General features: G+C 51.8%; 20 protein-coding genes, 1 tRNA gene and 1 pseudogene. 7 read left to right on the top strand and 15 right to left on the bottom strand.

Annotation, left to right across the window (positions count from 1 at the left end; translation table 11 throughout):
- Positions 1–245 precede the first annotated feature (245 nt).
- Both CRO74_RS15280 and yihA read right to left on the bottom strand, forming a co-directional pair.
- Positions 246–794 carry a DUF5606 family protein gene (locus CRO74_RS15280; protein ID WP_097126892.1) on the bottom strand — a complete coding sequence of 183 codons (549 nt, stop codon included), beginning with the start codon at positions 792–794 and terminating at the stop codon, positions 246–248.
- A 124-nt stretch (positions 795–918) separates the two neighbouring features.
- Entirely contained in the window at positions 919–1,524 is a 606-nt protein-coding gene (gene yihA, locus CRO74_RS15275) for a ribosome biogenesis GTP-binding protein YihA/YsxC (RefSeq protein ID WP_097126891.1), read from the bottom strand.
- 184 nt (positions 1,525–1,708) lie between these two features.
- Here yihA and CRO74_RS15270 point away from each other — a divergent pair, with 184 nt between their 5' ends.
- Positions 1,709–2,182, top strand: a complete 474-nt coding sequence (locus CRO74_RS15270; protein WP_097126890.1) for a thioredoxin family protein — start codon at positions 1,709–1,711, stop codon at positions 2,180–2,182.
- A gap of 11 nt (positions 2,183–2,193) precedes the next feature.
- Here CRO74_RS15270 and CRO74_RS15265 read toward each other — a convergent pair whose 3' ends face one another.
- The 13 genes from CRO74_RS15265 to tgt form a co-directional block, all read right to left on the bottom strand.
- The gene (locus CRO74_RS15265; protein ID WP_097126889.1) at positions 2,194–3,189 is read right to left on the bottom strand and encodes an MraY family glycosyltransferase; all 996 of its coding nucleotides are present in this window, start codon (positions 3,187–3,189) and stop codon (positions 2,194–2,196) included.
- Positions 3,190–3,198: 9 nt separating this feature from the next.
- A complete protein-coding gene (locus CRO74_RS15260) occupies positions 3,199–4,401 on the bottom strand; it encodes a glycosyltransferase family 4 protein (protein WP_097126888.1) in 1,203 nt (400 codons plus the stop codon).
- Positions 4,398–6,035 carry an alginate lyase family protein gene (locus CRO74_RS15255; RefSeq protein WP_097126887.1) on the bottom strand — a complete coding sequence of 546 codons (1,638 nt, stop codon included), beginning with the start codon at positions 6,033–6,035 and terminating at the stop codon, positions 4,398–4,400. The genes CRO74_RS15260 and CRO74_RS15255 overlap by 4 nt, the downstream gene beginning before the upstream one ends.
- Positions 6,032–8,218: a bi-domain-containing oxidoreductase gene (locus tag CRO74_RS15250; protein WP_097126886.1), complete on the bottom strand. Its 2,187-nt coding sequence runs from the start codon at positions 8,216–8,218 to the stop codon at positions 6,032–6,034. Before CRO74_RS15250 ends, CRO74_RS15255 begins: the two co-directional genes overlap by 4 nt.
- A complete protein-coding gene (wecB, locus tag CRO74_RS15245) occupies positions 8,215–9,321 on the bottom strand; it encodes a non-hydrolyzing UDP-N-acetylglucosamine 2-epimerase (RefSeq protein ID WP_097126885.1) in 1,107 nt (368 codons plus the stop codon). Before wecB ends, CRO74_RS15250 begins: the two co-directional genes overlap by 4 nt.
- A 10-nt stretch (positions 9,322–9,331) precedes the next feature.
- Positions 9,332–10,483 (bottom strand): Gfo/Idh/MocA family protein, encoded by a 1,152-nt coding sequence (locus CRO74_RS15240; RefSeq protein ID WP_097126884.1) that lies wholly within the window; start codon positions 10,481–10,483, stop codon positions 9,332–9,334.
- Positions 10,483–11,616: a glycosyltransferase gene (locus tag CRO74_RS15235; protein ID WP_097126883.1), complete on the bottom strand. Its 1,134-nt coding sequence runs from the start codon at positions 11,614–11,616 to the stop codon at positions 10,483–10,485. The genes CRO74_RS15240 and CRO74_RS15235 overlap by 1 nt, the downstream gene beginning before the upstream one ends.
- Positions 11,613–12,632: a glycosyltransferase family 4 protein gene (locus tag CRO74_RS15230; protein WP_097126882.1), complete on the bottom strand. Its 1,020-nt coding sequence runs from the start codon at positions 12,630–12,632 to the stop codon at positions 11,613–11,615. The genes CRO74_RS15235 and CRO74_RS15230 overlap by 4 nt, the downstream gene beginning before the upstream one ends.
- A 7-nt stretch (positions 12,633–12,639) precedes the next feature.
- On the bottom strand, positions 12,640–13,971 hold the full coding sequence (locus tag CRO74_RS15225) for a DUF8712 domain-containing protein (protein ID WP_097126881.1): 1,332 nt from the start codon (positions 13,969–13,971) through the stop codon (positions 12,640–12,642).
- A complete protein-coding gene (locus CRO74_RS15220) occupies positions 13,971–14,993 on the bottom strand; it encodes a CgeB family protein (RefSeq protein ID WP_097126880.1) in 1,023 nt (340 codons plus the stop codon). Before CRO74_RS15220 ends, CRO74_RS15225 begins: the two co-directional genes overlap by 1 nt.
- 16 nt (positions 14,994–15,009) lie before the next feature.
- Positions 15,010–16,302 (bottom strand): nucleotide sugar dehydrogenase, encoded by a 1,293-nt coding sequence (locus tag CRO74_RS15215; protein ID WP_097126879.1) that lies wholly within the window; start codon positions 16,300–16,302, stop codon positions 15,010–15,012.
- Between the two features lie 13 nt (positions 16,303–16,315).
- Positions 16,316–17,386 (bottom strand): GNVR domain-containing protein, encoded by a 1,071-nt coding sequence (locus tag CRO74_RS15210; RefSeq protein ID WP_097126878.1) that lies wholly within the window; start codon positions 17,384–17,386, stop codon positions 16,316–16,318.
- Between the two features lie 172 nt (positions 17,387–17,558).
- Positions 17,559–18,689 (bottom strand): tRNA guanosine(34) transglycosylase Tgt, encoded by a 1,131-nt coding sequence (tgt, locus tag CRO74_RS15205; RefSeq protein ID WP_097126877.1) that lies wholly within the window; start codon positions 18,687–18,689, stop codon positions 17,559–17,561.
- A 210-nt stretch (positions 18,690–18,899) separates the two neighbouring features.
- Here tgt and CRO74_RS15200 point away from each other — a divergent pair, with 210 nt between their 5' ends.
- The 6 genes and pseudogenes from CRO74_RS15200 to CRO74_RS15175 all read left to right on the top strand — a co-directional run.
- Positions 18,900–20,105 carry a glycosyltransferase gene (locus tag CRO74_RS15200; protein WP_097126876.1) on the top strand — a complete coding sequence of 402 codons (1,206 nt, stop codon included), beginning with the start codon at positions 18,900–18,902 and terminating at the stop codon, positions 20,103–20,105.
- A gap of 128 nt (positions 20,106–20,233) precedes the next feature.
- Entirely contained in the window at positions 20,234–20,863 is a 630-nt protein-coding gene (gene rsmG, locus CRO74_RS15195) for a 16S rRNA (guanine(527)-N(7))-methyltransferase RsmG (RefSeq protein WP_097126875.1), read from the top strand.
- A gap of 102 nt (positions 20,864–20,965) precedes the next feature.
- The gene (locus CRO74_RS15190; protein ID WP_097126874.1) at positions 20,966–21,268 is read left to right on the top strand and encodes a PH domain-containing protein; all 303 of its coding nucleotides are present in this window, start codon (positions 20,966–20,968) and stop codon (positions 21,266–21,268) included.
- A 102-nt stretch (positions 21,269–21,370) separates the two neighbouring features.
- Positions 21,371–21,444: transfer RNA gene (locus CRO74_RS15185), tRNA-Asn, on the top strand.
- 165 nt (positions 21,445–21,609) lie between these two features.
- A complete protein-coding gene (locus CRO74_RS15180; protein ID WP_245877854.1) occupies positions 21,610–23,811 on the top strand; it encodes a DUF8451 domain-containing protein in 2,202 nt (733 codons plus the stop codon).
- A gap of 138 nt (positions 23,812–23,949) precedes the next feature.
- A pseudogene (locus CRO74_RS15175) lies at positions 23,950–24,426 on the top strand (DNA/RNA non-specific endonuclease); the annotation flags it as partial.
- Positions 24,427–24,564: the final 138 nt, after the last annotated feature.

Here is a 24,564-nt window from a genome sequence, read left to right as displayed (position 1 = left end):
CAGGGATTGTAAAGAATAGCCAAGGGTAGTCAGGTATAGTCAGGTGGCGAAAATAACATTCACTCGTTAGCTACAAGTTGCTTGACAACCCCTGACCACTCTTGACAATCTCTGACAACCCCTGACTATCTTTAAACACTAAAAAGCCGCGAAACCAATGGTCATCGCGGCTTTTCTGTTCTCACTGAAAATGAAGAATTTTATTCGTCTTACCTGGATTACTAACCCGTCTGGTAAGCGTATGTTTAGTCTTTTTCCGATTTAGCTGCCATTGGCGCTTCCTTTTCTTCCGCAACCGGTGCTTCGTCAGCAGGTGTTTCAGCCACTGCGGCCGCTTCGTCACTCACAGCAGACTCTGCTACAGCTTCTTCAGCGGGCGCATCAGCAGCCCCCTCAAAAACCTCCGGGGCAAACTGGCGCAGAATGCCGTACCAGGTGATCAGTTTCTTGATATCCGTTGTCCGAACGCGCTCACGGTCATACGTGGGCACAACAGACGCCATAAAATCCGCTAATTCGTCATTCGAGCCCTTTGGGTCGACGGTCAGCGTTTCACCGTATTTTTCATTGATTGCTAGCAAAACCTGACCCAGCGAGATGGATTGTTCTTCGCTATCGTCATCAACGTAAATAGAAATATCGCTCAACACCGATACCCGAGCCGTTGGGCCCATCATGGTTTTCGCCTTCTTTTCGTCTAATGACTCAACAATTACACCGGCCCGTCCGGGTTTCAGAATTCGGTAAAGGCCGCTGTAGCCAGCCACATTGGCAATCTGTTTTAATGGTTCCATAGAGAGACTTTGTAAATTGGTAACGTGTGTTTTGCTGCGGGTATTGCCTTACTAAAGAATGAAAGAGCGAACAATCCAGGCTAACCTTTCATTTTCACTTACTCCACTTATTTCACTCTTTCACTTATTTCTTTTTATACCCTTCGTTCAGCGGACGGATGAAGGAAAGAATATCTTCCCGACCAGCCGCCGTGACCGCCGATGTGACAAAAAACTGGGGGGCCTCCTCCCAGTCTTCAAGCAGGCGATTACGGTAGGTTTCGAGGGTAGCCTGGAGTTTGGTCGGTCCTAGTTTTTCCGTTTTTGTAAAGACGATAACAAACGGTAAACCTCGTTCGCCCAGATTGGCCATAAAATCGAGATCTAATTTCTGGGGGGCAATGCGGGCATCGACCAGTACGAAAATACACAGCAGGTTGGGCCGACTCTTGAGGTACCCATCAATGAGGACGGCAAATTTCTCGCGATCGGTTTTGCTGACCTGTGCATATCCGTAACCGGGAAGGTCGACCAGATACCATTCGTTGTCAATGATAAAATGGTTGATCAACTGCGTCTTACCCGGTTTTCCCGAAATTTTGGCCATCGACGAGCGACTGGTCAGCATGTTGATCAGCGACGATTTACCGACGTTTGAGCGACCAATAAACGCATACTCGGGCCGGTCGGGCTTGGGGCACTTGGCCGGGTCGGAGTTGCTGACAAAGAATTCGGCTTGCTTAACAGGCATGATGTTATTAACTAAAACGGCCGCAAAGTTCGGAAAGATTAAGGAGAATGGCACATGATTTGTAATTTGCTCTACTATAAGCTAACTATGTCTTATAAAACGACCCGCCAATGGAAACGAAATTCGGCTGTTCGTTCGTTATCATCCCGAAAACCAAAAAGACTACCGGTACACCGGTTCGACTATGAAAAAAGTAATTTGGCTATTGGCTATCCTGCTGGTGGGAATCCATTCTGTACCAACCAGCGCTGCGCTAAACTCCTCTGAACCGAATCCTGCCAAAGTAGGCAAACGCACTCCGGGTGACGAAACAGAAGGCATACAGTTTACGGAAGCCTCCTGGAAAGACATTCTGAAGAAGGCAAAAGCAGAGAAAAAAGTAATTTTTCTGGACGCCTACGCCAGCTGGTGCGGTCCCTGCAAACTGTTGCAGAAAAACGTATTTACGAAGAAGGCCGTTGGTGAGTTCTACAACGGAAAATTCATTAACGTGAAAATGGATATGGAAAAAGGGGAAGGCCCTGCCCTGTCGCAGGTGTATCCGCTCGAAGCCTATCCAACCCTGCTGTTCATTGACGGCAATGGTAAAGTCCTGAAAAAAGTACTGGGACTACAGACGCCGGAAAACCTGATCGCCATTGGCAAAAGCGTAAAGTAATCGGGTCGGTACTACAAGCGGGTTGGTTTCGAGAAACCAACCCGCTTTTTTGTGTCCTTTTTGAGCTGAAGCCGGGCCAGAACGTACCCGGTACTTAGACAGCCTATAACCCCGCCAGCCACCAGCATCTGTACCATCGGCGGCTTATTCATCGCCACGATCACGAGCCCGTTGATGCCAAGCTGAACGACTGCGTACAAGGCCGATACGCCCAGATGTGGCCATCCCCGTACATTGACCAGTTCCTGATAAAGATGCAGCCGGTGTGCCTGAACAATGTTTTGCCTAAGATAAAGCCGGTAAAGAATTGTCAGCAGACTATCGGCACCGTAGACCGCAGTGAACAAAACCGGCAGCCAGGAATGACTGCGGCTAATACATTCCACAATACCGTACAGCACAATAAACCCCACAGAAATACTCCCGACATCCCCTGCAAAGCACATAGCCCGTGGGCGGGCATTTACATAACTAAAAACTGCCAGAGCGATCAGTACGCAGGGGAATAACGCGGCTGTAGTGCCCATCACCGCCCCCTCTACGAACCAGAGCGTCCCAACGGTGACCAGACTATAAAAGGCGGTCATACCATTGATACCATCCATAAAATTATACGCATTCAGTGCGCCCACACCCGCCAGGAGTACCACAATGGCAACATACCACGGGCTGACCAGCAGGCCCTCCTGCACGAGTAGCAACCCCACCGCCAGCACCTGTGCCACGATTCGGTAGCGCTTGGGTAGATCGGCAAGATCGTCCCAGAAGCTAATGAGTGCCAGGGCTGTCAACCCAAGGCAGAAATAAACAAGATTGTCATCCCGCCAAATGGCAGCCAGCGCGGCCAGATAAAAGATAAACCCGCCAGCGCGGACTGTCGTTGTGTGCTGGTGCATACTACGCTCAGTGAGCTTCTCGAAAAACGCATACCGACGGGCCAGTCGCAAATGAAGCCACTCAGTCGTAACCAGTCCAATTGTCAGCAAAAAATATTCCGTGAGGCTCATGGGCAGTTGTTAAGCAGGATTCCGGCCTGATAGCTGTGCGGTGTTCAGGATTTCGGTTGCCATAGCCTCACAGATGGCGCTGCGTTGAAATTTTGCCCGAAACTCGTCTCGGGATTTCCTGACATAAGGCGTTTCCTGTAGTTGCCGAACCAGCTCGTCCACATTGCCGGGCTCGAATACAATGCCGTTTGTCAAGTGTTCGCGGATAAACGAGGCCGCGTACCCGGCAACGCCCGCAATAATTGGCTTATCCGTGGCACCATATTCGAACAGTTTTGAGGGTAGAACCCGTTTGTAGGCGTCCAGGTCGTTCAAGTGAAGGAACAGGTAATCAGCCCGCCGAAAAGGCTCCAGTAATGCCGTTCGGCTAACGGTATCCCGTAACTCAACCGTATCGACCCCTTCCCGACGAATAGCGGCTTCCAGCTTATGCCGGGCGCCACCATTGCCGATGATCAGAAAACGGTAACCATCCCCCAGGATACGAGCTGCCTGCGGAATGATTTTGTGAAGCCCCTGCCCTTCGCCGATATTACCCACGTAAAGAATCAGCCGGGGTTGTTGAACGGGGCCCGACATAGCCGCTAACTCCGTCAGAAAAATAGCATCGATTCCATTCGTAAAATAGCTATACGCAGCGTTGGGATAAGCCTTGAAATAAGGACGAAACCCTTCCGAAACCAGATTTATGTGCCGGGCACTTCTAAACGTGTAGTGCTCAACAGCTTGTAACAACGGGTTCAGGAGCACCGCTGCCAACGATCCTCTGAGCGTATCCAGCAGGGCTTCGCGGAACAAATCCCGGATGTCCAGAAACAACGGCACCCGGTAGTTGCGGGCTACCCGTGCCGCCAGAAAGGCCGTGAACAGGCGGGACGACGAAGCCACAACAAGGTCGTATTTTCGCTGGCGGGTGAGCCGATGCACGGCCCGATAATAAGCCCCGAACGAGCGTATCTGTCCCCGTTGGCTGTTGTTATGCACGGGTACCTGAACGCGCCGGATCATTACCGGGCAGTTGCCGTCCGTCCATTCCTCCCGGTCGGCAGCGGGTGGCTTGTAGGATTGATACCGGCTGGGGTGCGTTGTGATGACATGAACGGTGCTTTCGGCACTGAGTTGGCGAGCCAGTTCACGCACCAGCGCCGTTGTCCGAAACGCACCGGGGCCGGTATCGGGTTCGAAGTAGAACGTCAGGAAAAGGATGGTCATTGGCTAAGACTAAGTATCGTTTTCAGACTCCCGCTAAAGTCAACCCGGATGCAGTAACCCGCCTGCAATTGATTGAATCCTTCGGCCATAGCGTAGCTTTCCAGCGATACGATGACTTTTGAGTCTGACAAAAAACTGAATATCCATTCGCCTACCGTCACCACTTCACCCCTAATCTGTACGGCGATCTCCGGATGAACATGAAAGCGGGCCACCCCGGTCGAGACGCCCTTTTGGCGGTTCCGAGTGTTCAATAGCTGGTCGATAATAGTAATGCTCGTCGGTTCCATCGACCACGTCCGTTCGTGGAGCAACCCCAGTTGCCGATACCCATCGTGCCTGGCGGTGAGCCGGGCGGGTGTATCGTCCAGCATTGTAACCCGCGCCCGTCGGCCTACCCGAAAGTTCGCCCAGACTTCGGATGAGTTGATTCCGTTTACCTCAACGGTGTTGTGAGCCGCTGTGCTCCGCTCCCACGCCCGGCGTGGCCCCGGTTCATAGGTCGATGTGCCACTATCCACCAGCAGCGGAATACCGTCGGCGTAAAAGACAAACGAAAAGGTATCCGCGTGGGCATGACCGGGCTGCTCGGACGGGCCAACGGGGCCAACATCCACAAAAAGTTCGTAATAGTCCAGCCGAAACATCCGGTAGCCGCTATCCGTTAGTCCTTGTTTTCTGAAACCTGTGGTGTATGTATCATGGCTATCAGAAACGGCCCATAAACAGGCCGCTTTTTCCCGTAGCCGGGCCGTTGTGGGCGCAATGCCAAACGCCGAATCATTGACCAGGGGAACATCGCCGTTACGAAACGTGATACCGTCAAGCCAGCCACCCATTTGGTGGGCTTGACCGGCCAGAAAGTGGGCAAATGTTGCGTGTAGGCTCCGATGCCAGTCGTCGGTTTGCAACGCGATCAGAACGGTCAGTACCTGATCGAGCAGCAATTGGTGGTACACGGGGCTGCGCTCATAATGCCCTCCATCGGCCAGTACCTGCGCCCGAAGCTCGGCCTCAACAAGCGCTGCACCTTTGGTGAACCACCGTTTGCTTCGGTAGTATAAACCGCCCATCAGCAACGCAAAGCCATTTTCGAGCAGGTGATTCCCGCCAATGTGGTACTCCACCCGCCGACTCACCAACGCAATCTGAGCCGCCAGATGCCGATTGATCGTTTTATTCTGAAGCTGATGACGACTCAAAAACTGAATCCAGTTCATGATTCGCAGTGAGGTAGGATACGGCTCCAGTCCATCCCGCAACGAACCGCTTTGACGGATAAACGCGTGGATCAACGCAACACCGGCCTCCGGCAGCAAACCCGGTTGATTCAGAAAATCGAAATAATTGAGGTGGTATGTCCAGAGCCTGCCATAACGAGCGGTTTCCTGCTGCTGGCCGTTCCAGTCAATGGCCCCGTCTTCCGGCGAATACGTCCGGTTCAGAAACGTGAACATCCCCTCCTTGTACGCCAGCGGTTTAGCGGCTTCGGGGACGGCTACCGAATACGTTACGGGGGTAATTTTCGGAAAACGCAGTTGCGGTCGCTGACGGATGCGTGCAAGCACCTGAAAAACGATTTGCCGCATCGTCAAATGACGTACTGTTCGCCAGATCAAGCCCGGTTTATTCATCGCTTATCTGCCGAAAAAGTGGTTGGGTGAAACAGGCCTATATCGGCAACATCGACGAAGCGATTCTCATGCAGGCTTTGCAAAGCGGCCAACATCGTCTGGGTCGTGTTGACGATCTCCGCGAACGGAATAAGTGCAGTTGTACGATCAGGTTGGCCGTTACGCACCGCATCAATTAAGCGCTTCATCAATTCAGCATGGCCTTTATTCTGTCGACCCGCCAGTCGGCTAAAGCCCTTCACACCGTAGCCCGTCAGCGAACTAAAGTTGTCGAGCACCAGCGTTCTTCCCTGCGAATACACCTCCACCCGCTCTTTGGGGTAGGCTTTACTCCCATTGCTGAAATAGTTGACCACGCCCGTCGACCCGTTGGCCAGCCGTAGCAGCATAGACGCCGAATCGGTCGTTTCTGCGGGCTGTGTCCCCATAGCGTTGAGGCACACGCTGACGACCGGGCTACCCGCCAGAAAGCTGATCAGGTCGACAAAGTGGCAGGCTTCGCCCAGAATCCGTCCGCCCCCACTATCGCGGTCATGTTCCCAGGAAATAGCCGAAATAAACCCCGCGTTGACCGTCACGACGATATTCATCGGTATTGTACCGGCCCGTTCTCCGCCCAGCAAGGCTTTCATTTTTTGGGCGTAAGGCGAAAACCGTCGATTAAAACCAACCATAACGAGTCGATCCGACGCCTGTTGCTCATCAATCAGGCGGGCTAGTTCGTCCGGGTAAATAGCCAGAGGTTTCTCGACAAATACGTGCTTACCGGCCCGCAAAGCCTCCATAGCCAGGTGAGCGTGGCTGTCGTGGCGGGTGGTGATGAGGCATAGGTCAATCGCCGGATCATTCAGAATTTGGCGGTAGTCGGTGGTGCTTTGCGGTATCCTGAATTTCTGAGCCAGTAACGTCGATCGTAAACCGCCAGCACTGGCAATGGCTTTTAAGTTTGCGCCAGCGGCTTTCAGGGCAGGCAACAGTACCGCGCCGGTAAAGTTTCCGGCCCCAATAATCCCCACCGTTGCACTTCCCGGCTTATTCAGACAGGGGCTGAGCGTACGTACTTGTGTCGAAGTCAACTGTTCAGGATACGTCAGCAAGGCCGCAATCTGCTCCGATGCCTCAAGACGATTGTAGATTTTCTCGTACTGAGCCAGGGGTACAGTTTCGGTGATGTAGGGTTTTACCCGTAACTGACCCGTGGCCAGCACCTCAAGTATGGCCTGGAAGTTTCGGTTGGCGGTCCAGCGAACATGCGCCAGCGGGTAATCCTGACCACGCTGCTCGTAATCGTCCTCATAGCGACCGGGTCCGTAAGAACACGACACCTGAAACGACAATTCTTTTTCGTAGAAATCGGCCCGGTTTATGGTTAAGTCAACGACGCCGGTAAGCACAACCCGCCCCCGTTTCCGGCTCATGCGCGCGGCCTGCGAGAGCAAACCATCTGCCTGAGCCGAAGCCGCAATAATGACCCCGTCGGCCCCTGCTCCATTCGTCAGCGCCAGCACCGCGTTAACCGGGTCGGTCCCGTTGGCCGAATTGATAACAGCCACGCAGCTTTGCGCGGCTATCCGGCATTTGGCTTCATTGATGTCGACGCCAATCACCCGGCAACCGTTGATCCGCAACAGTTCGGCCGTTAGCAGACCAATCAGGCCCAGGCCAATCACCACAACCGTTTCGCCGAACGTTGGGGCCAGCAGCCGAATACTTTGCAGACCAATGGCCCCGACAACAGTAAACGCAGCTTCGTCGTCGCTCACTTCCTCCGGAATCGGGGCCACCAGATTCCGGGGCACACAAACCACTTCGGCATGGTGCCCATTCGACACAACCCGGTCGCCAATTGTAAGGTCAATAACCCCGTCGCCCACGGCCAGTACCGTTCCTACGTTACAGTAACCCAGGGGCAACGGCTGATTAAGTTTACGAAAAACAGCGTCCAACGTGGGTATAAGACCATCCGACTGTATTTTCTCCACCACCTGCTTCACCCGGTCGGGTTGCTGGCGCGCTTTGTTGATCAGGCTGGACCGGCCAAACTCGACCAGCATCCGCTCCGTACCGAGCGACACCAGCGACCGGCGCGTCTGAATCAGTACCTGCCCCCGGCGAACCTGCGGAGTAGGTATATCTTCGAGTTGAACAGCACCGGTTCTGAGGTTCTGGATGAGTTGTTTCATGCGTTTAGTTGACCGGCCGCAGCCAGTATGGTCACGATTCGATCAGCGGCTTTACCGTCCCATAATGGGGGTATCTGACCCGTTTTGGTCTGACCGTTAAGGATAGCCACCAGTTTTTGCCGAACGGTTGCGGGATTCAGGTCGGGCAATAGCTGGTTTGTGCCCAGGTCGATGGTTACGGGGCGTTCGGTTGAGGTGCGAAACGTTAGACAGGGCACGTTCAGGTACGTCGTTTCTTCCTGAATTCCGCCCGAATCGGTGATGACAACGGCCGCGTGTTCCATTAGATTCAGGAACTCAAGATACCCCTGCGGAGCAAGTAAACGAACGTTTTCAAGAGCCATCAACTCAGGCATCAGCCCAAATTTCTCCAGCCGGGCGCGAGTTCTTGGATGAACGGGAAACAGTACAGCCAGGTGTTGCGCCGTACTGTGTATTAATTGAATCAACCGATTCAGCCCGGATTCGGTATCGACATTAACCGGACGGTGCATGGTCAGCAGGGCGTACCGTTTGGGCGTCAGGCCGAGTGTTCCAACGGTATTCAACGCATTGGCTTTGGACCGATGCTGCACCAGCGAGTCGATCATCACGTTACCGACAAAATGAGTTTTATGGGTTGGAATGCCTTCGTAGAGCAGGTTATCGAGCCCGGCCTGCTCCGTGACAAAGAGCAGATCGGCCATGGAGTCGACCAGTATGCGGTTGATTTCTTCGGGCATTTGCCGATCGCCGGAACGAAGTCCCGCTTCCACGTGAGCCACCCGAATTCCCAACTGGACGGCAGTTAGCGCACCAGCCAGCGTACTCGTCACATCGCCCACAACCACTACCCAATCAGGTTGCTCGGCCCGCAGTACGCCCTCAAACTTTTGGATAATTTCGGCCGTTTGCCGGGATGCCGTTCCGGCAACGACCGCCAGACAGTAATCAGGTGGCGGCAGCTTTAGCTGCTTCATGAATACCTCGTTTAACCGATCGTCGTAATGCTGACCCGTATGAACAAGTATCGATTGAACACCCGGTTGTGTCAGCAGGGCGCGGTGCAGCGGAGCCACTTTCATAAAATTAGGCCTTGTGCCAACGACACTGATAATCTTCATGGGTGGGGGTTCAGGCCAACGAGCGCGAAAAACCGGCTGTCACGGTCATAACCGTATTTGTTTCCAGAGCCTCCCTGGTTTTAAGCATGAGATGGCCCGTTTCCCGGATCATTGCGCCCGTTTCCTGCTTTGACTTATCTGTCCGCATTAAGTAACTATCGAGAATAGAACGCCGGTGTCCGTGGTCCCGAAACCACAAGCGGTGGTGGCGCACAACGGGGCCAATGTCGAACCGTAGCGTTCGAAAGTCCGTTAACTGAGCCAGCAGGTTTCCTTTATGCACATTCAGCGTTTCCCGAACCCCGTCAAACGTGTGCCCTTTTGCCGAAAAGGTGATCGTTGCGATGGAGCCATCGCCGAACACATACGATACACTAATGTTACAGTCCGATTGCCGGGAGCGCGTTGGGATGATTTGAACAGGGTATCGGCTGGGGGCTGGAATCAGCCGTAGCGTAAAGTCAATCCAATGGCACAGATTGCCCAGAATTCGCCCGCCTTCTTCCTCCGCAAAATACCAATGGTCGGGAGAAATGGCGTGGCCCGCCACGAACCAGTTGATCATGGCCGGGCCGGTTTGAGCGTCCAGTTGTTGTTTCAGCAACCTGACCAATGGACTCTCGGGCCGGTTGAACCCCAGACGAACGCGCCCGTTGTGCTCGTCGATGGCGGTACACAGTCGAATCAACTGATCGAGATTGACCACAGGCGGCTTTTCAATGTGAACAGCTTTTCCATGCCGAATGGCCGCAATGGCATATTCGGCATGTGACGCGTGATTCGAGACAATATAAATCAGGTCGATGTGGGCGTCATTCAGTACATCGTCGGCGTTGGTGGTGTAGTAATCGGCCCGGTACCGCTGCGCCAGGGAAATCGCTCTGTTTAAATCCGTGTCCATCACGCCCCGAATGACCGCCCCGAAATTCTGATGTACGTAATAAGCAACATTGGCGTAGGCAAACTTCCCGCAGCCGAGTATCCCAACGTGCTTACCGGTTGGACCTGCCGGAACCGGAAGCGATGCCGTTTCGGGGTACTCGTTATTCATATGGTAGTGCGCTCGTACTTTGGCAATCGTTCTGAAAAGACCATACAGCCGCACGTAACGGGCTACTTTCCGACTCCTGACGAGGAGGCTCTGCCGGGTATAGTCATCCATCAGTAAACCAGTCTATTCTGTGAATGGGCGGCTTTGTACACGTCCGACCAAAGCGCAATATGCCCATCTATCATATAATCGCTCCGCACCAGTTGGGCAGCCCGCGCCCGATACCCGGCATAGTGATCGGGTTTCATGGTCAGGAATATGTCGATAGCTTTCCGCAGGGATTCGGCATCATTGGGGACCCACCGGCCCGTCTGCTTCGTTTCCAGCACTTGCCAAGGGGTGTTGGTTGACGCAATAACCGGCGTTCCCTGCGCCAGTGACTCGATCACGACATTCCCGAAATTTTCGGCATGTGATGGCAGAATCAGCAAATGGGCGTTGGCATAAATCTGTTCTTTGCCCTCGCCCTGTACGTTACCTATGAAAAACACCTTTTCCGAAAGCCCCAGCCTCATTACCTGCTCTTTCAGCTTTCGAGTATAAGTTTTGTCGGTATCCGGACCCGCTATTTGCAGTGAATAATGGCTTTTCAGAAACACGTCCGACCCGGCGAGAGCCTTCAGCAGTTGTTCGACACCTTTTATTGGATGCAATCGCCCCATAAACAGCAGGTAAGGACGGGCCACCCGTACTACCGGTAGCGGTGGGTCCATCATTGTCCTGAGTTTGGTAACCTGAACGTGCGCCCCCAAACGACGCTGAATCTGCCTCATCTCGTCCACCGACGTTGCATGGAACAGCACCCCCGCACTTACCCCCCGAAACAGAAGCAGCAAAAGCCGCTTTAAATACGGCCGAAACTTCAGGGCCGCCGGGCTCAATTCGCCGTGGGGCGACCACACAACCGGCTTGCCCCGTAGTCGACAGGCAATGACCCAAATAAACGAAGCGGGATAAAACAGGCTGTTTACATGCACAACATCGGCCTTGCGAATGGCTTTTAACCCGGACAAAATGTGTCTGACAGGCAAATAAAAATGGGGGTTCTTCGTATAAATTACCCGGCCGCAGTCCATCGAAAGCCAGCGATTGAGGGGTATTGAGTTAGGAATGTTCTGCGAAGTAGCCACGATGGATACCTGATGCCCTTGTGCCGTTAAGGCCTTGGCCTGCCAATAGATGGTACTGGCCGAACCGCCCACCTGCGCCGGATAGAACCAGTCGGCCGACATAACAATTTTCATAAAAACGAAGGCGTTGACAGGTGTACCGAACAAACGTTATTATACAATTTCCGGTAACGTTGAGCAGCCATCGCGATGGTAAATCGCCGGGCGTTTTGCAGGCCTTTTTCAATTAACTCCTGGCGGTAACGGTCGTCTCGAATGAGTCGCCCAATACCCTGTCTGATGGCATCGGTATCGACCGGGTCCACCAGGTGAGCCGCGTTGGCAGCCACCTCACGCATGGGCGATCTATCGGACGTGAGAACAACCCGCCCAACGGCATTGGCTTCGAGAATTGGTAGACCAAACCCTTCGTACGTGGAGACAAACGTAACGATGTCGCAACCCACATACAAGCGAACGACTTCTTCCCGACTCAAATCGACATAATTGCGGTACCTGATTTTCCGCTGGTCAAGCTCCCACACCAGGTCGGCGGATAGCGGGCCAACGAGGAAAAGGGTACACGCTACCCCCTCAATGGCCCTTACCAGACGGGACACATTTTTGTGGGCCGCGGTACCGAGTTGAAGCAAGGTTGGCTGGCGATGGCAAAACGGTTTGTCATTCTGCATAAACACTGGCGCATAGCCATTCGGAATGACCTGCACCTTTTGGGCAACACGGCCTACATGGCGAATCAGTTCCTGTTTTGTTGTCGCCGACACGGCGGTTACGATGCGAGCCCGACAAATGGGCAAATAATACCAGAACAGCCAGAAAACCGCGTATCGGAGCGGACGGTGCCGGTTGTGTTCCAGCAGAAAGCAGTCGTGAATGGTCAGTATCGTTCGGGACGCGGGTAAGGCCAGGGCGGCATAATGCACATCGCCGGTGATGTGGAAAACGTCGGCGGAGAGCGACTTAACGAAACGCAGGTTTTGCCAGACCGTACGCAGTCCCCGACTGATATGGGGTAAGTAAGCGGCCTTCGTTCGCAGACCGTGCACTGCCAATTCATCGCGTATGGAGTCAAACAGGTACTCAATGCTTTGTCCGGTGCCGGGACTTCGGAATAGGTACAGAACAGTCATAGGTGGGTTAGAGTTGGATACCCAACTGCTTTGCCAACCAGAAGAGCAGCGCCCCGAACATAGCACCATTGATCAGGCTCCCCCAGGTAGATAACAGGTCGGTTTCCATGGTTAGACAGCCGATGTATAGCATAGGTAACCAAAGAATAATTGAGGGCCTGTTTTCTGCCAGATACAAACCATACCGAAATCCGCTGCTTACCAGCAGGCCGTAGAACAACGCAAACAGCACCCCACCAAAGCCAAAGTTCACATACCCCTCTCCCAACGGCGACAGATTGATACTCGTATTCTCGGACTGCGGCAGGTTTGTGAACCGTCGAATATTCTCATAACCACCCGTCTGTGGCTTTCCGGGCCAGATGAACCGGGGCACCAGCGGATACAGGAGCGACAGCAGCACATCGCCCTCCGCATAGGCTTCGTGCAGGGGCACCCTGGCCATGGCACTCCCCACCATGATGCCCTGATTGAACCGAACAATCGACAGAAAAGCATGGTCGGCATTTAGCAACTTTGCCGGATTGGCAAGTCGGTCGGTGAGCAGTTCGACCATCAGGCGGGCGTCGCCACGGCGTTCGGTTCGCTGGTGGCCCCAGGTATTGTACCGATACTCGCCCTTGATCGACTGCACCAGCAACAGCAGCAGGCAGGCTGCCACCAGGCCAGCACTTTTCAGCCGGGTTGTTAAGCCGTCTTGTATACCCGGCGAAACGAAAACGATGACCAGTATACCCCACAAAAACAGCTCACCAAACATACCTGACCAGACCGTGTAGGCCAGCAACGCGATAACTACGCTGCTGATGTGGATCAGGCGATACTTGCTCCGGGAATAGTACGCGTAAAAGGCGCTCACAAACAGGCAGTTGGCGGGTAACAGCCCAACAAAGCTCGGTGCAGCGGGCATGACCGCACGAACGGCAAAACCCGCTAAACCAATGACCAGCAATACGATACCACCGGTCTGGTTCTGCCGCAGGTAGACTGCTACCGCCTGAAGATATTGCCTGTGTGAATCTGCCGTTTGCCACGTGCCCAGCCCCAGAACCCCAATATAAAACGCGCTGTAAGCAGGCAGGATAAACGCAAAATAGGTAGCGGAGTCGACCGGCATGGACGCCGGAAAAACCCAGTACGTAACGGCTGGAACGAGCAGCAACTCAACCGATGCAATGAAACCAATACACTCCATCAGGGCAATGGTCCTGCCCAACCGGGTGATGAATTGCTGAAACGTGTAGGCTGATGCCGCTACCGCCAGCGCTTCACAGGCAGTGGCAGCACTCCCCTGGTAAATGACCAAAAAAAGCAGAAAAGCGGGCAACAGTCGCTTCATCAGACCACTGCGCTTACCGGTGCTGCCGGTAGACCCACCGTATGAAGCAACTCACCAACGCGTAGATCGAGGGTGTGGTGCTGCTGAAAATGAACATACTGCCGATCGGCCAGCTCATGCCGTTCGCTGGCGTGGACTAGGTAGTGGCGAATTTTATCAATGGCTTCATCCACCGACCGGTACGTTACCAGATCGGCCGGTACGCCCGTGTATTCTTCGATAGTGGGTTTATAGTCGGACAGTTGAAAGGCCCCGATCCCATTGATTTCAAAATATTTCTGGTTGACCGATGTTATTTCTGCGTAGTGAAAATTATTAAAAACGATTTTAGCGCCGTACAACAACCGATTTTTATCGGGGCCAACCAGATACTGCTTTCGAAACGCCGACCGCACCACCGGGCGCATATAAGGCCCCTCGGTACCATACACTGCTACCTTGATACCCGCCCGCATGAGGTGCTCGATCATACGCGCCCGGTAGGCATACAAATTCCCGAACACCAGAACATCGATCTCCGTGAGCCATTCGGCAATAGTCTTCTCAATGGCTGGTTTTTTATGAATGCGGGGGTTGAATCCTTCGGGCAGGTAGTGCGCGTTGGCACCAATTTTGGTCGTCAGAAAATCAACGACAAAGGGTTCTTTGGAGAAATAATGATCGAAATCGGCGGCTATGATCTGTTGCTTTTCCAGGTTCGATAAGGCATCCGGATTAATTTGAACGACTAGCGGGCCGGGGCAGTGCTCCTTTATTTGCCGGACAATCATGGGATGCAGGTTTCGATACACCACCAGCACCAGATCGGGCCGAAGCAGCGCCACTTTATTGGCCAGCCGAACACTCACCACTCGATCGTACGATTCGATGAAACGAGACACCCAGTAATTGAGCCGGACCGATACCGGCAGCACATCGGCAATGTCAACGATGGATACCTCATGCCCCAGCGTCCTGAACGAATCGCACAGATTATACTCGAACGAGTCGAACGCCTGGCTTCCAATAATGGCAATCTTCATGCTTCTTTAGGTTAGTTCATAAGCGCCAGTAGGCTAGCTCATCCGCCTGACGTACGGTGTATAATCCCTTCAAATCCAGCAAAATCGGCAACTCCGTCATCAGCGACTTGAAATAGGCGGCATCCAGTGTGCGGTACTGGTCGTGCCCAACGGCCACAATGACGGCGTCATACGCCCGGCCCGGCGTATCCAGCAACGTCATTTTATAGGCAAGCGCGACTTCGTTCGGCGATGCGTACGGATCGACGATATGGACATTGATGGCGTATTTCATCAGCTCCCGCACCAGATCGGCTACTTTCGAGTTTCGGATGTCGGCAATATTTTCCTTGAATGTCAGGCCCATGACCAGCACTTTGGTCTGTGCCGGATTCTTTTCGCGCTGGAGTAGCAATTGCACCAGCTTGGTCGCTACAAAAGCGGGCATACTGTCGTTGACGCGCCGACCCGAGTTGATCACCTGCGGCTCGTAGCCCAGCTGCCGCGATTTGTAGAGGAGGTAATACGGATCAATCCCAATGCAATGCCCCCCAACCAGCCCCGGCGTAAACGGCAGAAAATTCCATTTTGTCGACGCAGCCTTAAGCACCTCCTGGGTGTCGATACCCATCTTGTCGAAAATGACCGCCAGCTCGTTCATCAATGAGATGTTAAGGTCTCGCTGAACGTTTTCGATGACCTTGGCGGCTTCGGCAACCTTGATGGATGGCGCAGCATATACCCCCGCCCGAATGATACTACGGTACACCTCGGCAATTGTCTGCACCGCTTCGGCATCGTTTCCCGACACCACTTTCAGGATGTCGGTCAGCGTCCGGACCTTGTCGCCGGGATTGATGCGCTCCGGCGAGTAGCCCAGCTTAAAGTCATCGCCCAGCTTTAGGCCGGAATACTGCTCCAGCAGCGGCAGACAATCGTCTTCCGTGCAGCCGGGGTAGACCGTAGACTCGTACACCACGTAATCGCCGGGTTTCAGGACACAACCAATGGTTTCGGACGCCCGTTGCAGGGGTTTCAGATCGGGCACTTTGTACTCATCGACGGGCGTGGGTACCGCTACCACAAAAAAATGGGCGTGGCAGAGATCATCGGGGTTGGCGGTGAAGCAAATATCGGCCCCGGCAAAATCGGCGGGTTGCAACTGGTGCGATGGATCTTCCTGCCGCTGCAGCATCGCCACGCGTTCGGCGTTGGTATCGAAACCCACCACCCGAAACTGTTGGGCAAAAGCCAGCGCGATCGGTAGACCCACGTAGCCTAAACCGATAACGGCCAGTTGTTTTTCTTTCTGTCGGAGATCGTTCAGCAAGCCTGTCTGTTGGTTAAATTCGTTGAGTATATTCTTCTGAATCGTCTTTTCCCGGTATCAGCATCGCCCGGAGCCGCGTGGTCATGGCCGGGCTTCGGGCCAGCACGTACAAAACGCCCAGGGCCAGTCCTGCCCCGGCAAACAGCAATACAACCAGCGTTCGTTTGGGGGCTATGCGCCGGAGCGGTACTTTGGGTGGTTCAAGTACTTTAAAGACGGGCGTTAGGGCCTGTACTTTCAGTTTCGCCTGCTCGTACTCCCCCGCCAGTTGTGTGTAAACGGTTTGCGCAATCGTCAGTTCGGCCTCCATCCGCTGCCGGTCCATCGTTGTCGAAAGCAGGACCACATTTTTGTGCTGTTCATCGTAGCGAAACAACGTCCACTGCGCCGAATGGTACCGTTTACGGGCGTCGTCCAGTTGCTGTCGGTAAAAATCCAAATCCTGTCGTACTTTTTCGGTACGGTAGTTTCTCACGTACCGGGTCAGGTAGTTCATGGCCAGTTGCGCCACGGTTGCCGATACCCCCGCATCGGGCATGGTGGCCGTGATGGTGATAATGCCCGATCGGGTATCGAATTTAGCCGTTACCCGTTCACCTATCTCCTCGGCCAGCCGGTGTTGACGAACGGAGAGTTGCAGCGTTCCGGTGGCTACGCGCAGCGGCCTGACGTCTTTATGGCTCCACGCCATCAACTCGCTCCCCAGCCAGGGAGTTGCATACGACCCTAAAAACTTCTCTATGGTTTGCACCCGCCCATCCGACGCGGTGACCGGCTGCTGAATCAGGTACAGCACAAAGAACGTACTCTGTAACACATTCGGGTACAGGTCGGGCCGAACGGCATCCACCCCCTCATCCGACAAATCGACACCCGCAAACCCCGCCACCGACGCCAGCCGCTTCAGCACATTGCTGGAGCTACTGCTCATTTCAGGCATCAAACGGACCTCCGACCGAAATTCGGGTTGCATGAGCAAGGATACGACGATGCCCAACAGAATGAAACCGACCACGATAGGCAGCACTTTACGCCGTTCCTGCCAGAGCGCACGCACGGTCAGAACGGTGGAAAAAGACGGCACAGATGGAGTTGGTTCGGGTTGCAAGATGCGGTAAAGCGATTGACAACGTGTGGGTTATCAGGTGTAAAAATTAGAATTAGGTATGAGACGGCAATTCAAAGAAAAAGTCTCCAAACGCAATCATCTGGAGACTTTTTAAACAATTCATACTATCTTAGTTAGATACAGGCCCTTACAGTCGCTGCATGAGTCGAACCACCATTTCGTTTTTCCAGGCGACAAAATCACCGGCGGCTATGTGCGTGCGTGCCTGCCGAACGAGCCATAAGTAGAAGGTCAGGTTGTGCAGACTGGCAATTTGACCACCCAGCAGTTCTTCCGATTTGATCAGATGCCGCAGGTACGCTTTCGAATAAAACGTACTGGCATAACCGCCCAACCCAGCATCGATGGGGCTAAAGTCACGATTCCACTTTTCGTTCTTGATGTTGATAATGCCTTCTGTGGTGAACAGGAGCCCGTGGCGGGCGTTACGCGTGGGCATCACACAATCGAACATATCCACGCCCAGCGCGATGGCTTCCAGAATATTCGCCGGTGTACCCACGCCCATCAGATAGCGCGGTTTATCGACGGGCAGGATACCGTTTACCAGTTCGATCATGGCGTACATCTCTTCGGCGGGTTCGCCTACGGCCAGTCCACCAATCGCGTTTCCCTCGCGCTCTTTGCTGGCAATCACCTCCGCCGACTGACGGCGTAAGTCAGCATAGGTGCTCCCCTGCACAATGGGGAACAACGTTTGTCGGTATCCGTAATGGCCTTCGGTAGCATCGAACCGGTCGATGCACCGCCCGAGCCAACGGTGGGTCATCTCCATCGACTGCCGGGCGTACCCGTAATCGCAGGGGTAGGGCGTACACTCATCGAAGGCCATGATAATATCGGCACCGATGATCCGCTGGATGTCCATCACCCCCTCGGGCGTAAACGTATGTTTGGAACCGTCGATGTGCGATTTGAAGGTAACGCCCTCTTCCTTAATCTTCCGGGTCTGCGAGAGCGAATACACCTGGTACCCCCCGGAATCGGTCAGGATTGGCCGACGCCAGCCATTGAACGCATGCAAACCACCGGCCTGACCGAGTACATCCAGACCGGGCCTTAGATACAGGTGATAGGTATTCCCCAGAATGATTTCGGCATTGATATCCGTTTCCAGCTCGCGCTGGTGAACCGCTTTCACCGTTCCTGCCGTGCCAACCGGCATAAAGATGGGTGTTTGAATGGGGCCGTGATCCGTTGTCAGCGTCCCCGTTCGTGCCTTCGACTGGGTGTCCTGGGCAGAAATCGAAAATGTCATACCACAAAGATAGGGAAAAGGGGTGGAGTGAGTGGAGTAGGTGTAATGGGTGGAGTGTGTGAAACTACTGCATCATTCCACTTACTCCACTACTCCACTTATTTCACTACTCCACTTACTCCACCACACCACCACGCCTTTATTCCCCCTTTTCTCCTATCTTTGCTCTTCATTCAGAACCAACGCCTTAGCGAATAAACATCTCCCTTTGTGATTACTGCCCTGCTGCTATTCTGGCTCTTTGTAGTCGGTATTCAGCTTATCTATATCCTGTTCGTCTACACCAAAACGGCTTTTTATCGCCAACCAGACCGTAACTATGCCGTTTTATCGTACAATTCGGCCGACTATTATTCTGATTCAGACGATCAGCAGGGCGTAACGGTCATTGTCTGCGCCCGCAATGAGTTAGCCAACCTCCAGGAGCTGCTGCCCCTGTTGAATAACCAGGATTACCCTACATACGAGGTATTGGTCATGGACGACCGCTCGACCGATGGCACGTACGCGTACCTGGAAAACGACATTTCTGACCTGACGAAGGTTCGCTACATCCGGATCGATAAGGAGCATCAGCATGTAACGCCCAAAAAGTACGCCCTCACCATTGCCATCAAAAAAGCCCGCTACCCGACGGTTCTGCTCACGGATGCGGATTGTCGCCCGGCATCGCTAAACTGGCTGACCCAAATGACAGAGCCGCTGATTTTCGGTTCTAAAGATATTGCCATTGGTTTTTCGCCTTACGAATACTATCCGGGGCTGCTCAACCTCCTGATCCGTTCAGAAACCCTGTTTACCGCTATTCAGTACTTTTCACTGGCGCTATCGGGACGACCTTACATGGGCGTTGGCCGAAACATGGCCTACCGTACCGATCTTTTTTTTGCGAACAAAGGCTTTTATACGCACATGAATGTGGTTGGTGGCGACGATGATCTGTTCATCAACGAAGTCGCGACCTCCTCAAACACGTTTGTTTGTCTGGAACCCGACACCTTCGTATGGTCGAAACCCAAGACAACCTGGGCCGACTGGCGGCAACAGAAGCGACGGCACCTCAACGTGGGCAAGTACTACAAAATGGGCAACAAAGTGCGGCTCGGCTTACTCACGGGCTCGCATGTGCTAAGTTGGGCGGTAGCCCTGGTAGTGGGTTTGGTGGTCCTCCTTCATGCGCTGCACTGGTATTCGTTTTCCAGTGATGAGTGGTTACTTTTGCTCGGTAGTACAGGCTTTTTTGTTCTCCGTAAACTCGCGTTCTGGGCAGTTGTCGGCCGAATCAGTCACCGGCTGGCCCACACGGTTCACTGGTCCTTCATCCCGTTTATGGACTTACTGATAGCCGTTTATTATGGACTTGCCGGTCTGAAAACCCTGTTCAACCGTCGCAAAAAATCAATTTACTGGCGCTAAACTTTTAAATGAATAATGAAGAACGGGTAATGGATAATGAGCAAGCAAGTCGACGTTTTATACATTGTACATTACCCATTATACATTCTTCATTACCCCTTACCCATCCTGCATTTGCCCTAGCGTTTATGAATATCGATCTTATTTTAAAATACTTCCCCAACCTGACAGCTACGCAGAAGGAGCAGTTTGCGGCTCTGGACGGCCTGTATCGGGACTGGAATGCCAAAATCAACGTTATCTCCCGACAGGACATTGATGCGCTTTACGAAAAGCACATCCTTCATTCGCTGGGAATTGCTAAAATTGTGTCGTTCAAGCCTGGCACCGAGATTCTCGATGTGGGTACGGGCGGTGGGTTTCCGGGCATTCCCCTCGCCATTCTGTTCCCGATGGTCGATTTCCATCTGGTCGACAGCATTGGCAAGAAGATAAAGGTTGTTCAGGAGATTTCGGGGGCGCTGGGACTCACGAATGTTAAAGCCGAACAGATTCGGGTGGAACAGTTGACTACGACCTACGATTTTGTGGTGAGCCGGGCCGTTACCCGCTTAAAGCCGTTTTTAGGCTGGATGCGCTACAAAATCCACAAGTCGGGCAACAACGACCGACCCAACGGTGTTCTCTACCTCAAAGGAGGTGACCTTGCCGAAGAGCTAGCCGAAGTGCCGGACCGCTACCGCGTCTACGACCTCTCTGACTATTTCGACGAACCTTTTTTCGAAACCAAGAAAGTAATTTATGTACCTAAAAAGTAGATAGGAGTTAGAAGCGAGGAGTTAGGAGGGCTGACGCGTCATAAATGCCGCCGGATGACTCCTCACTCCTCGCTCCCAACTCCTCACTACTAAAAATAACCCATGTCAGAAAAATTCCGCTCCAGTAGTTTCAAAGACCCCCTCAACCCCGACGTGGTTGAATTCAACGACAAAGGCGTTACGTTCCGTGCCCGCAAGCTAATTGGCGGCACCGACAACTTCGTCTTCTACTCCGACATATCGGGCGTAGAGATCGACAACGGTTTGTTCTTCTCGACTATCCGGGTCATTCCGCGAGCCCGTCCCGAGATCGTTATCCGGAACTTCTCGAAGGGTGATGCCCGGCGGATCAAGGAACTGATTCTCGAAAACGTCCCGACCCACCGGCCGGATGCCTTTCGGTAAAAAAATATCATGCTGATTATCATCTGATTGCCAGAAAAGTCAGATTTTTTTTAGCCGTATGCTTGCGTGGTATCGTCCTGAGGGCTACTTTTGCACCACGATTCCCGAATAGCTCAGTCGGTTAGAGCATCTGACTGTTAATCAGAGGGTCGCTGGTTCGAGCCCAGCTTCGGGAGCCTGACTGTCAGCCACTTATAGCGTAAAAACTGTAAGTGGCTGTTTTGTTTGCATACAGATTTGCATACAAAGGAATTTAAATAAGTCTATTTTTCTCAGGTTAAGCACGGGAGCAGTTACAAGCTATACAATACTCAGAAGATTATTGTGTCCTTTTACATATATTGTATGACTTAACCATCAGTAACTTTACACCTAAAAGAAATACCCAGTTGATGTATAGTGCAAAAGAGCTTTTAGATCAGTTAAATAGCTTTGATGAGTGTAACTACATAGAAGCTAAATCTGGCACTAGTATTGATCGTTCCATAATGGAAACCGTTTGCTCCTTTTCAAATGAACCTGGAATGGGAGGAGGCTACATATTACTAGGAGTTCGGCAGGATGATATGGAGCTATTTCCTGCCTACAAACCTATAGTTCTCACTGATCCGGATAAAATTCAGCGTGATTTGGCTTCTCGTTGTGCCTCTGAATTTAATATTCCAGTAAGGCCTGATATTGAGATTGAGAAGGTACATGGGTATTACTTGCTGAAAGTATATATTTCTGAGCTTGCTCTTTCTCAAAAGCCAATCTATTTCAAGCATAAAAAACTACCAGAAGGTGCATATCGCAGAATCGGTTCAACTGACCAATCCTGTACCGATGACGACATGGTGTTATTCTATAATCATAATGAATCTTATGATAGCGGAATACTCTCTCGCACTACCTTTGATGATATTGATTTAGAATCTGTACTTCTCTATAGAAAGCTTAGAGCAGAAGTTAACTCTTCGGCCGAAGAGTTAACCTTAGATGACAAGGGTTTATTAATTTCTTTAGGCTGTGCCAATCAGGAAAAATCATCTTTTTGTCTTACTGTAGCCGGATTGATACTATTTGGCAAAGCGACTGCGCAAAGAAGATTAATGCCTATGCTACGGACTGACTACATTAGGGTTCCAGGTAATGAGTGGGTGGCTGACCCTGTCAATCGCTTTTCTAATATTGATATGCGCGGTCCTATGCTACGAATGATCTATCGAGCGATTAATACCGTAGCTGATGATCTACCTCGAGGCTTTATGTTACCTGAAGGTGAAATACAAGCCCAACGTACGGGTCTGCCAACTCGAGTATTAAGGGAAGCCCTCGTAAATGCTTTCATGCACCGTTCCTATAAAGTTCAACAGCCTCTTCAGATCATTCGATATAGCAATCGGCTAGAGATTGTCAATCCTGGTTTCTCACTTAAGTCAGAGGAACAACTAGGTGAGCCTGGATCTAAGACTCGAAATCCTTTTATCGCATCTGTTTTCCATGAAACAAACCTTGCTGAAACCAAGGGGAGTGGAATAAGAACTATGCGAAAATTAATGGAAGCGGGAGAGATGGCTCCTCCTACCTTTGAATCAAATCATAGCGCTAATGAGTTTACTGCTAGGCTTTTGCTACACCATTTTTTAGGGGAAGAGCAGCTAGAATGGCTAAGTCAATTCGACTCACTTGGTTTGAATCTAGATCAGAAGAAAGCTTTAATATTTTTGAAAGGTGTTGGTGCCATTAACAATCCTACATATAGGCAAATAGCGGGTTGTGACACGCTCAAAGCAAGTTCAGATTTACGAAAATTACGTGAATTTAAACTTATTGAGCAAAAAGGTAAAAGTACAGCTACATACTATATTCCAAGTGAATCTCTTCAAAAGATGAATGACAGTAGCGTTTTACTAAATGATAGTAAAGCAAGCTCTGTCGCAGTTAAAGAGAAGCATACTACTAGCGATCTTGTAGATGATGCTAGAAGTCTTACAGATAATACTAGCGATCTTGCAGATAATGCTAGAAGTATTACAGATAATGCTAGAAGTATTACAGATAATGCTAGAAGTATTACAGATAATGCTAGAAGTCTTACAGATGATGCTAGAAGTCTTACAGATGATGCTAGAAGTCTTACAGATAATACTAGCGATCTTACAGATGATGCTAGAAGTCTTACAGATGATGCTAGAAGTCTTACAGATAATACTAGCGATCTTACAGATGATGCTAGAAGTATTACAGATTATGCTAGAAGTATCACAGATAATGCTTTAGAGCGTAATTATAATGGTAAAGAAGTACCTGAGGAACTTAAGCAATTAATAAATAATCTTGGTAAAAGAAAGAACGAAAAAGTATACATACATAATCTTATTGAAAGTTTATGCTCTTGGCAATCTTTGACTTTGCAGGAGTTAAGTCAATTGTTAAGTCGCTCACCAAATCACCTCTTCAATCAATATGTAAAACCAATGCTTGACTCTGGCGACTTAGAATATATTTTCCCTGATATGCCTAAGCATCCTCAGCAAGCTTATAAAGCGATTTCCAAGTAAATTATCTACCCAGTTTTCAATTGACTTATTTCTTCTATTTTTTAAATCAGTGTAAAGATTCATTCGTCATCTACAATAACGACTAAATCTGTCGATTACGCCAACACCAGCTTTGACCGCGGCTAGCTTTGTTCCTCCGATGACCGGGACAGCACGGCCGAGGAGAACCGATCCACTTTCATTCTAACCAATATCGTACCCCAGGCGCCTACCCTCAACCGACAGGCCTGGCTGCGGCTCGAAGACTACTGCCGGGGCCTGACCACCCAGGGAAACGAACTCTATATCATTGCCGGTGCCTACGGCAAAGGGGGCGAAGGAGACAACGGCAAAGCAACTAGTCTCGCCGGTGGCAAACTAAGCGTTCCCGCTGCACTCTGGAAAGTGATTGTCATCTTGCCAGTGGGTGCGAACGATCTGAGCCGGATCAACGCCCAGACGCGGGTTATTGCCGTCTGGCTGCCCAATACCAATGCGGCCGGTGCCCAGGCCTGGCCAGGCTACCGGATCACCGTCGACGAGCTGGAGCAAAAGACGGGCTACGATCTGCTCTCGAACGTTCCGCAAAGTGTTCAGCGTGTAATCGAAGCCAGCGTTGATCCGCTTTCGATTTAATAATATCGACCAGGTATTCTCTCTATCAACAGTGGATCAACAACTCTTGAATATCTATGGTCAAATACAAACACTTAGTAGTTGATCTTACCTTACTACCTTTATGCCTTATGATTAGAAACAAAGTCAGCGTATTGA

Source organism: Spirosoma fluviale, from assembly GCF_900230225.1.
GTDB classification, from domain to species: domain Bacteria; phylum Bacteroidota; class Bacteroidia; order Cytophagales; family Spirosomataceae; genus Spirosoma; species Spirosoma fluviale.
The sequence above is the reverse complement of the archived record's forward strand: the minus strand, read 5'-3'. Positions and strand labels throughout refer to the sequence as shown.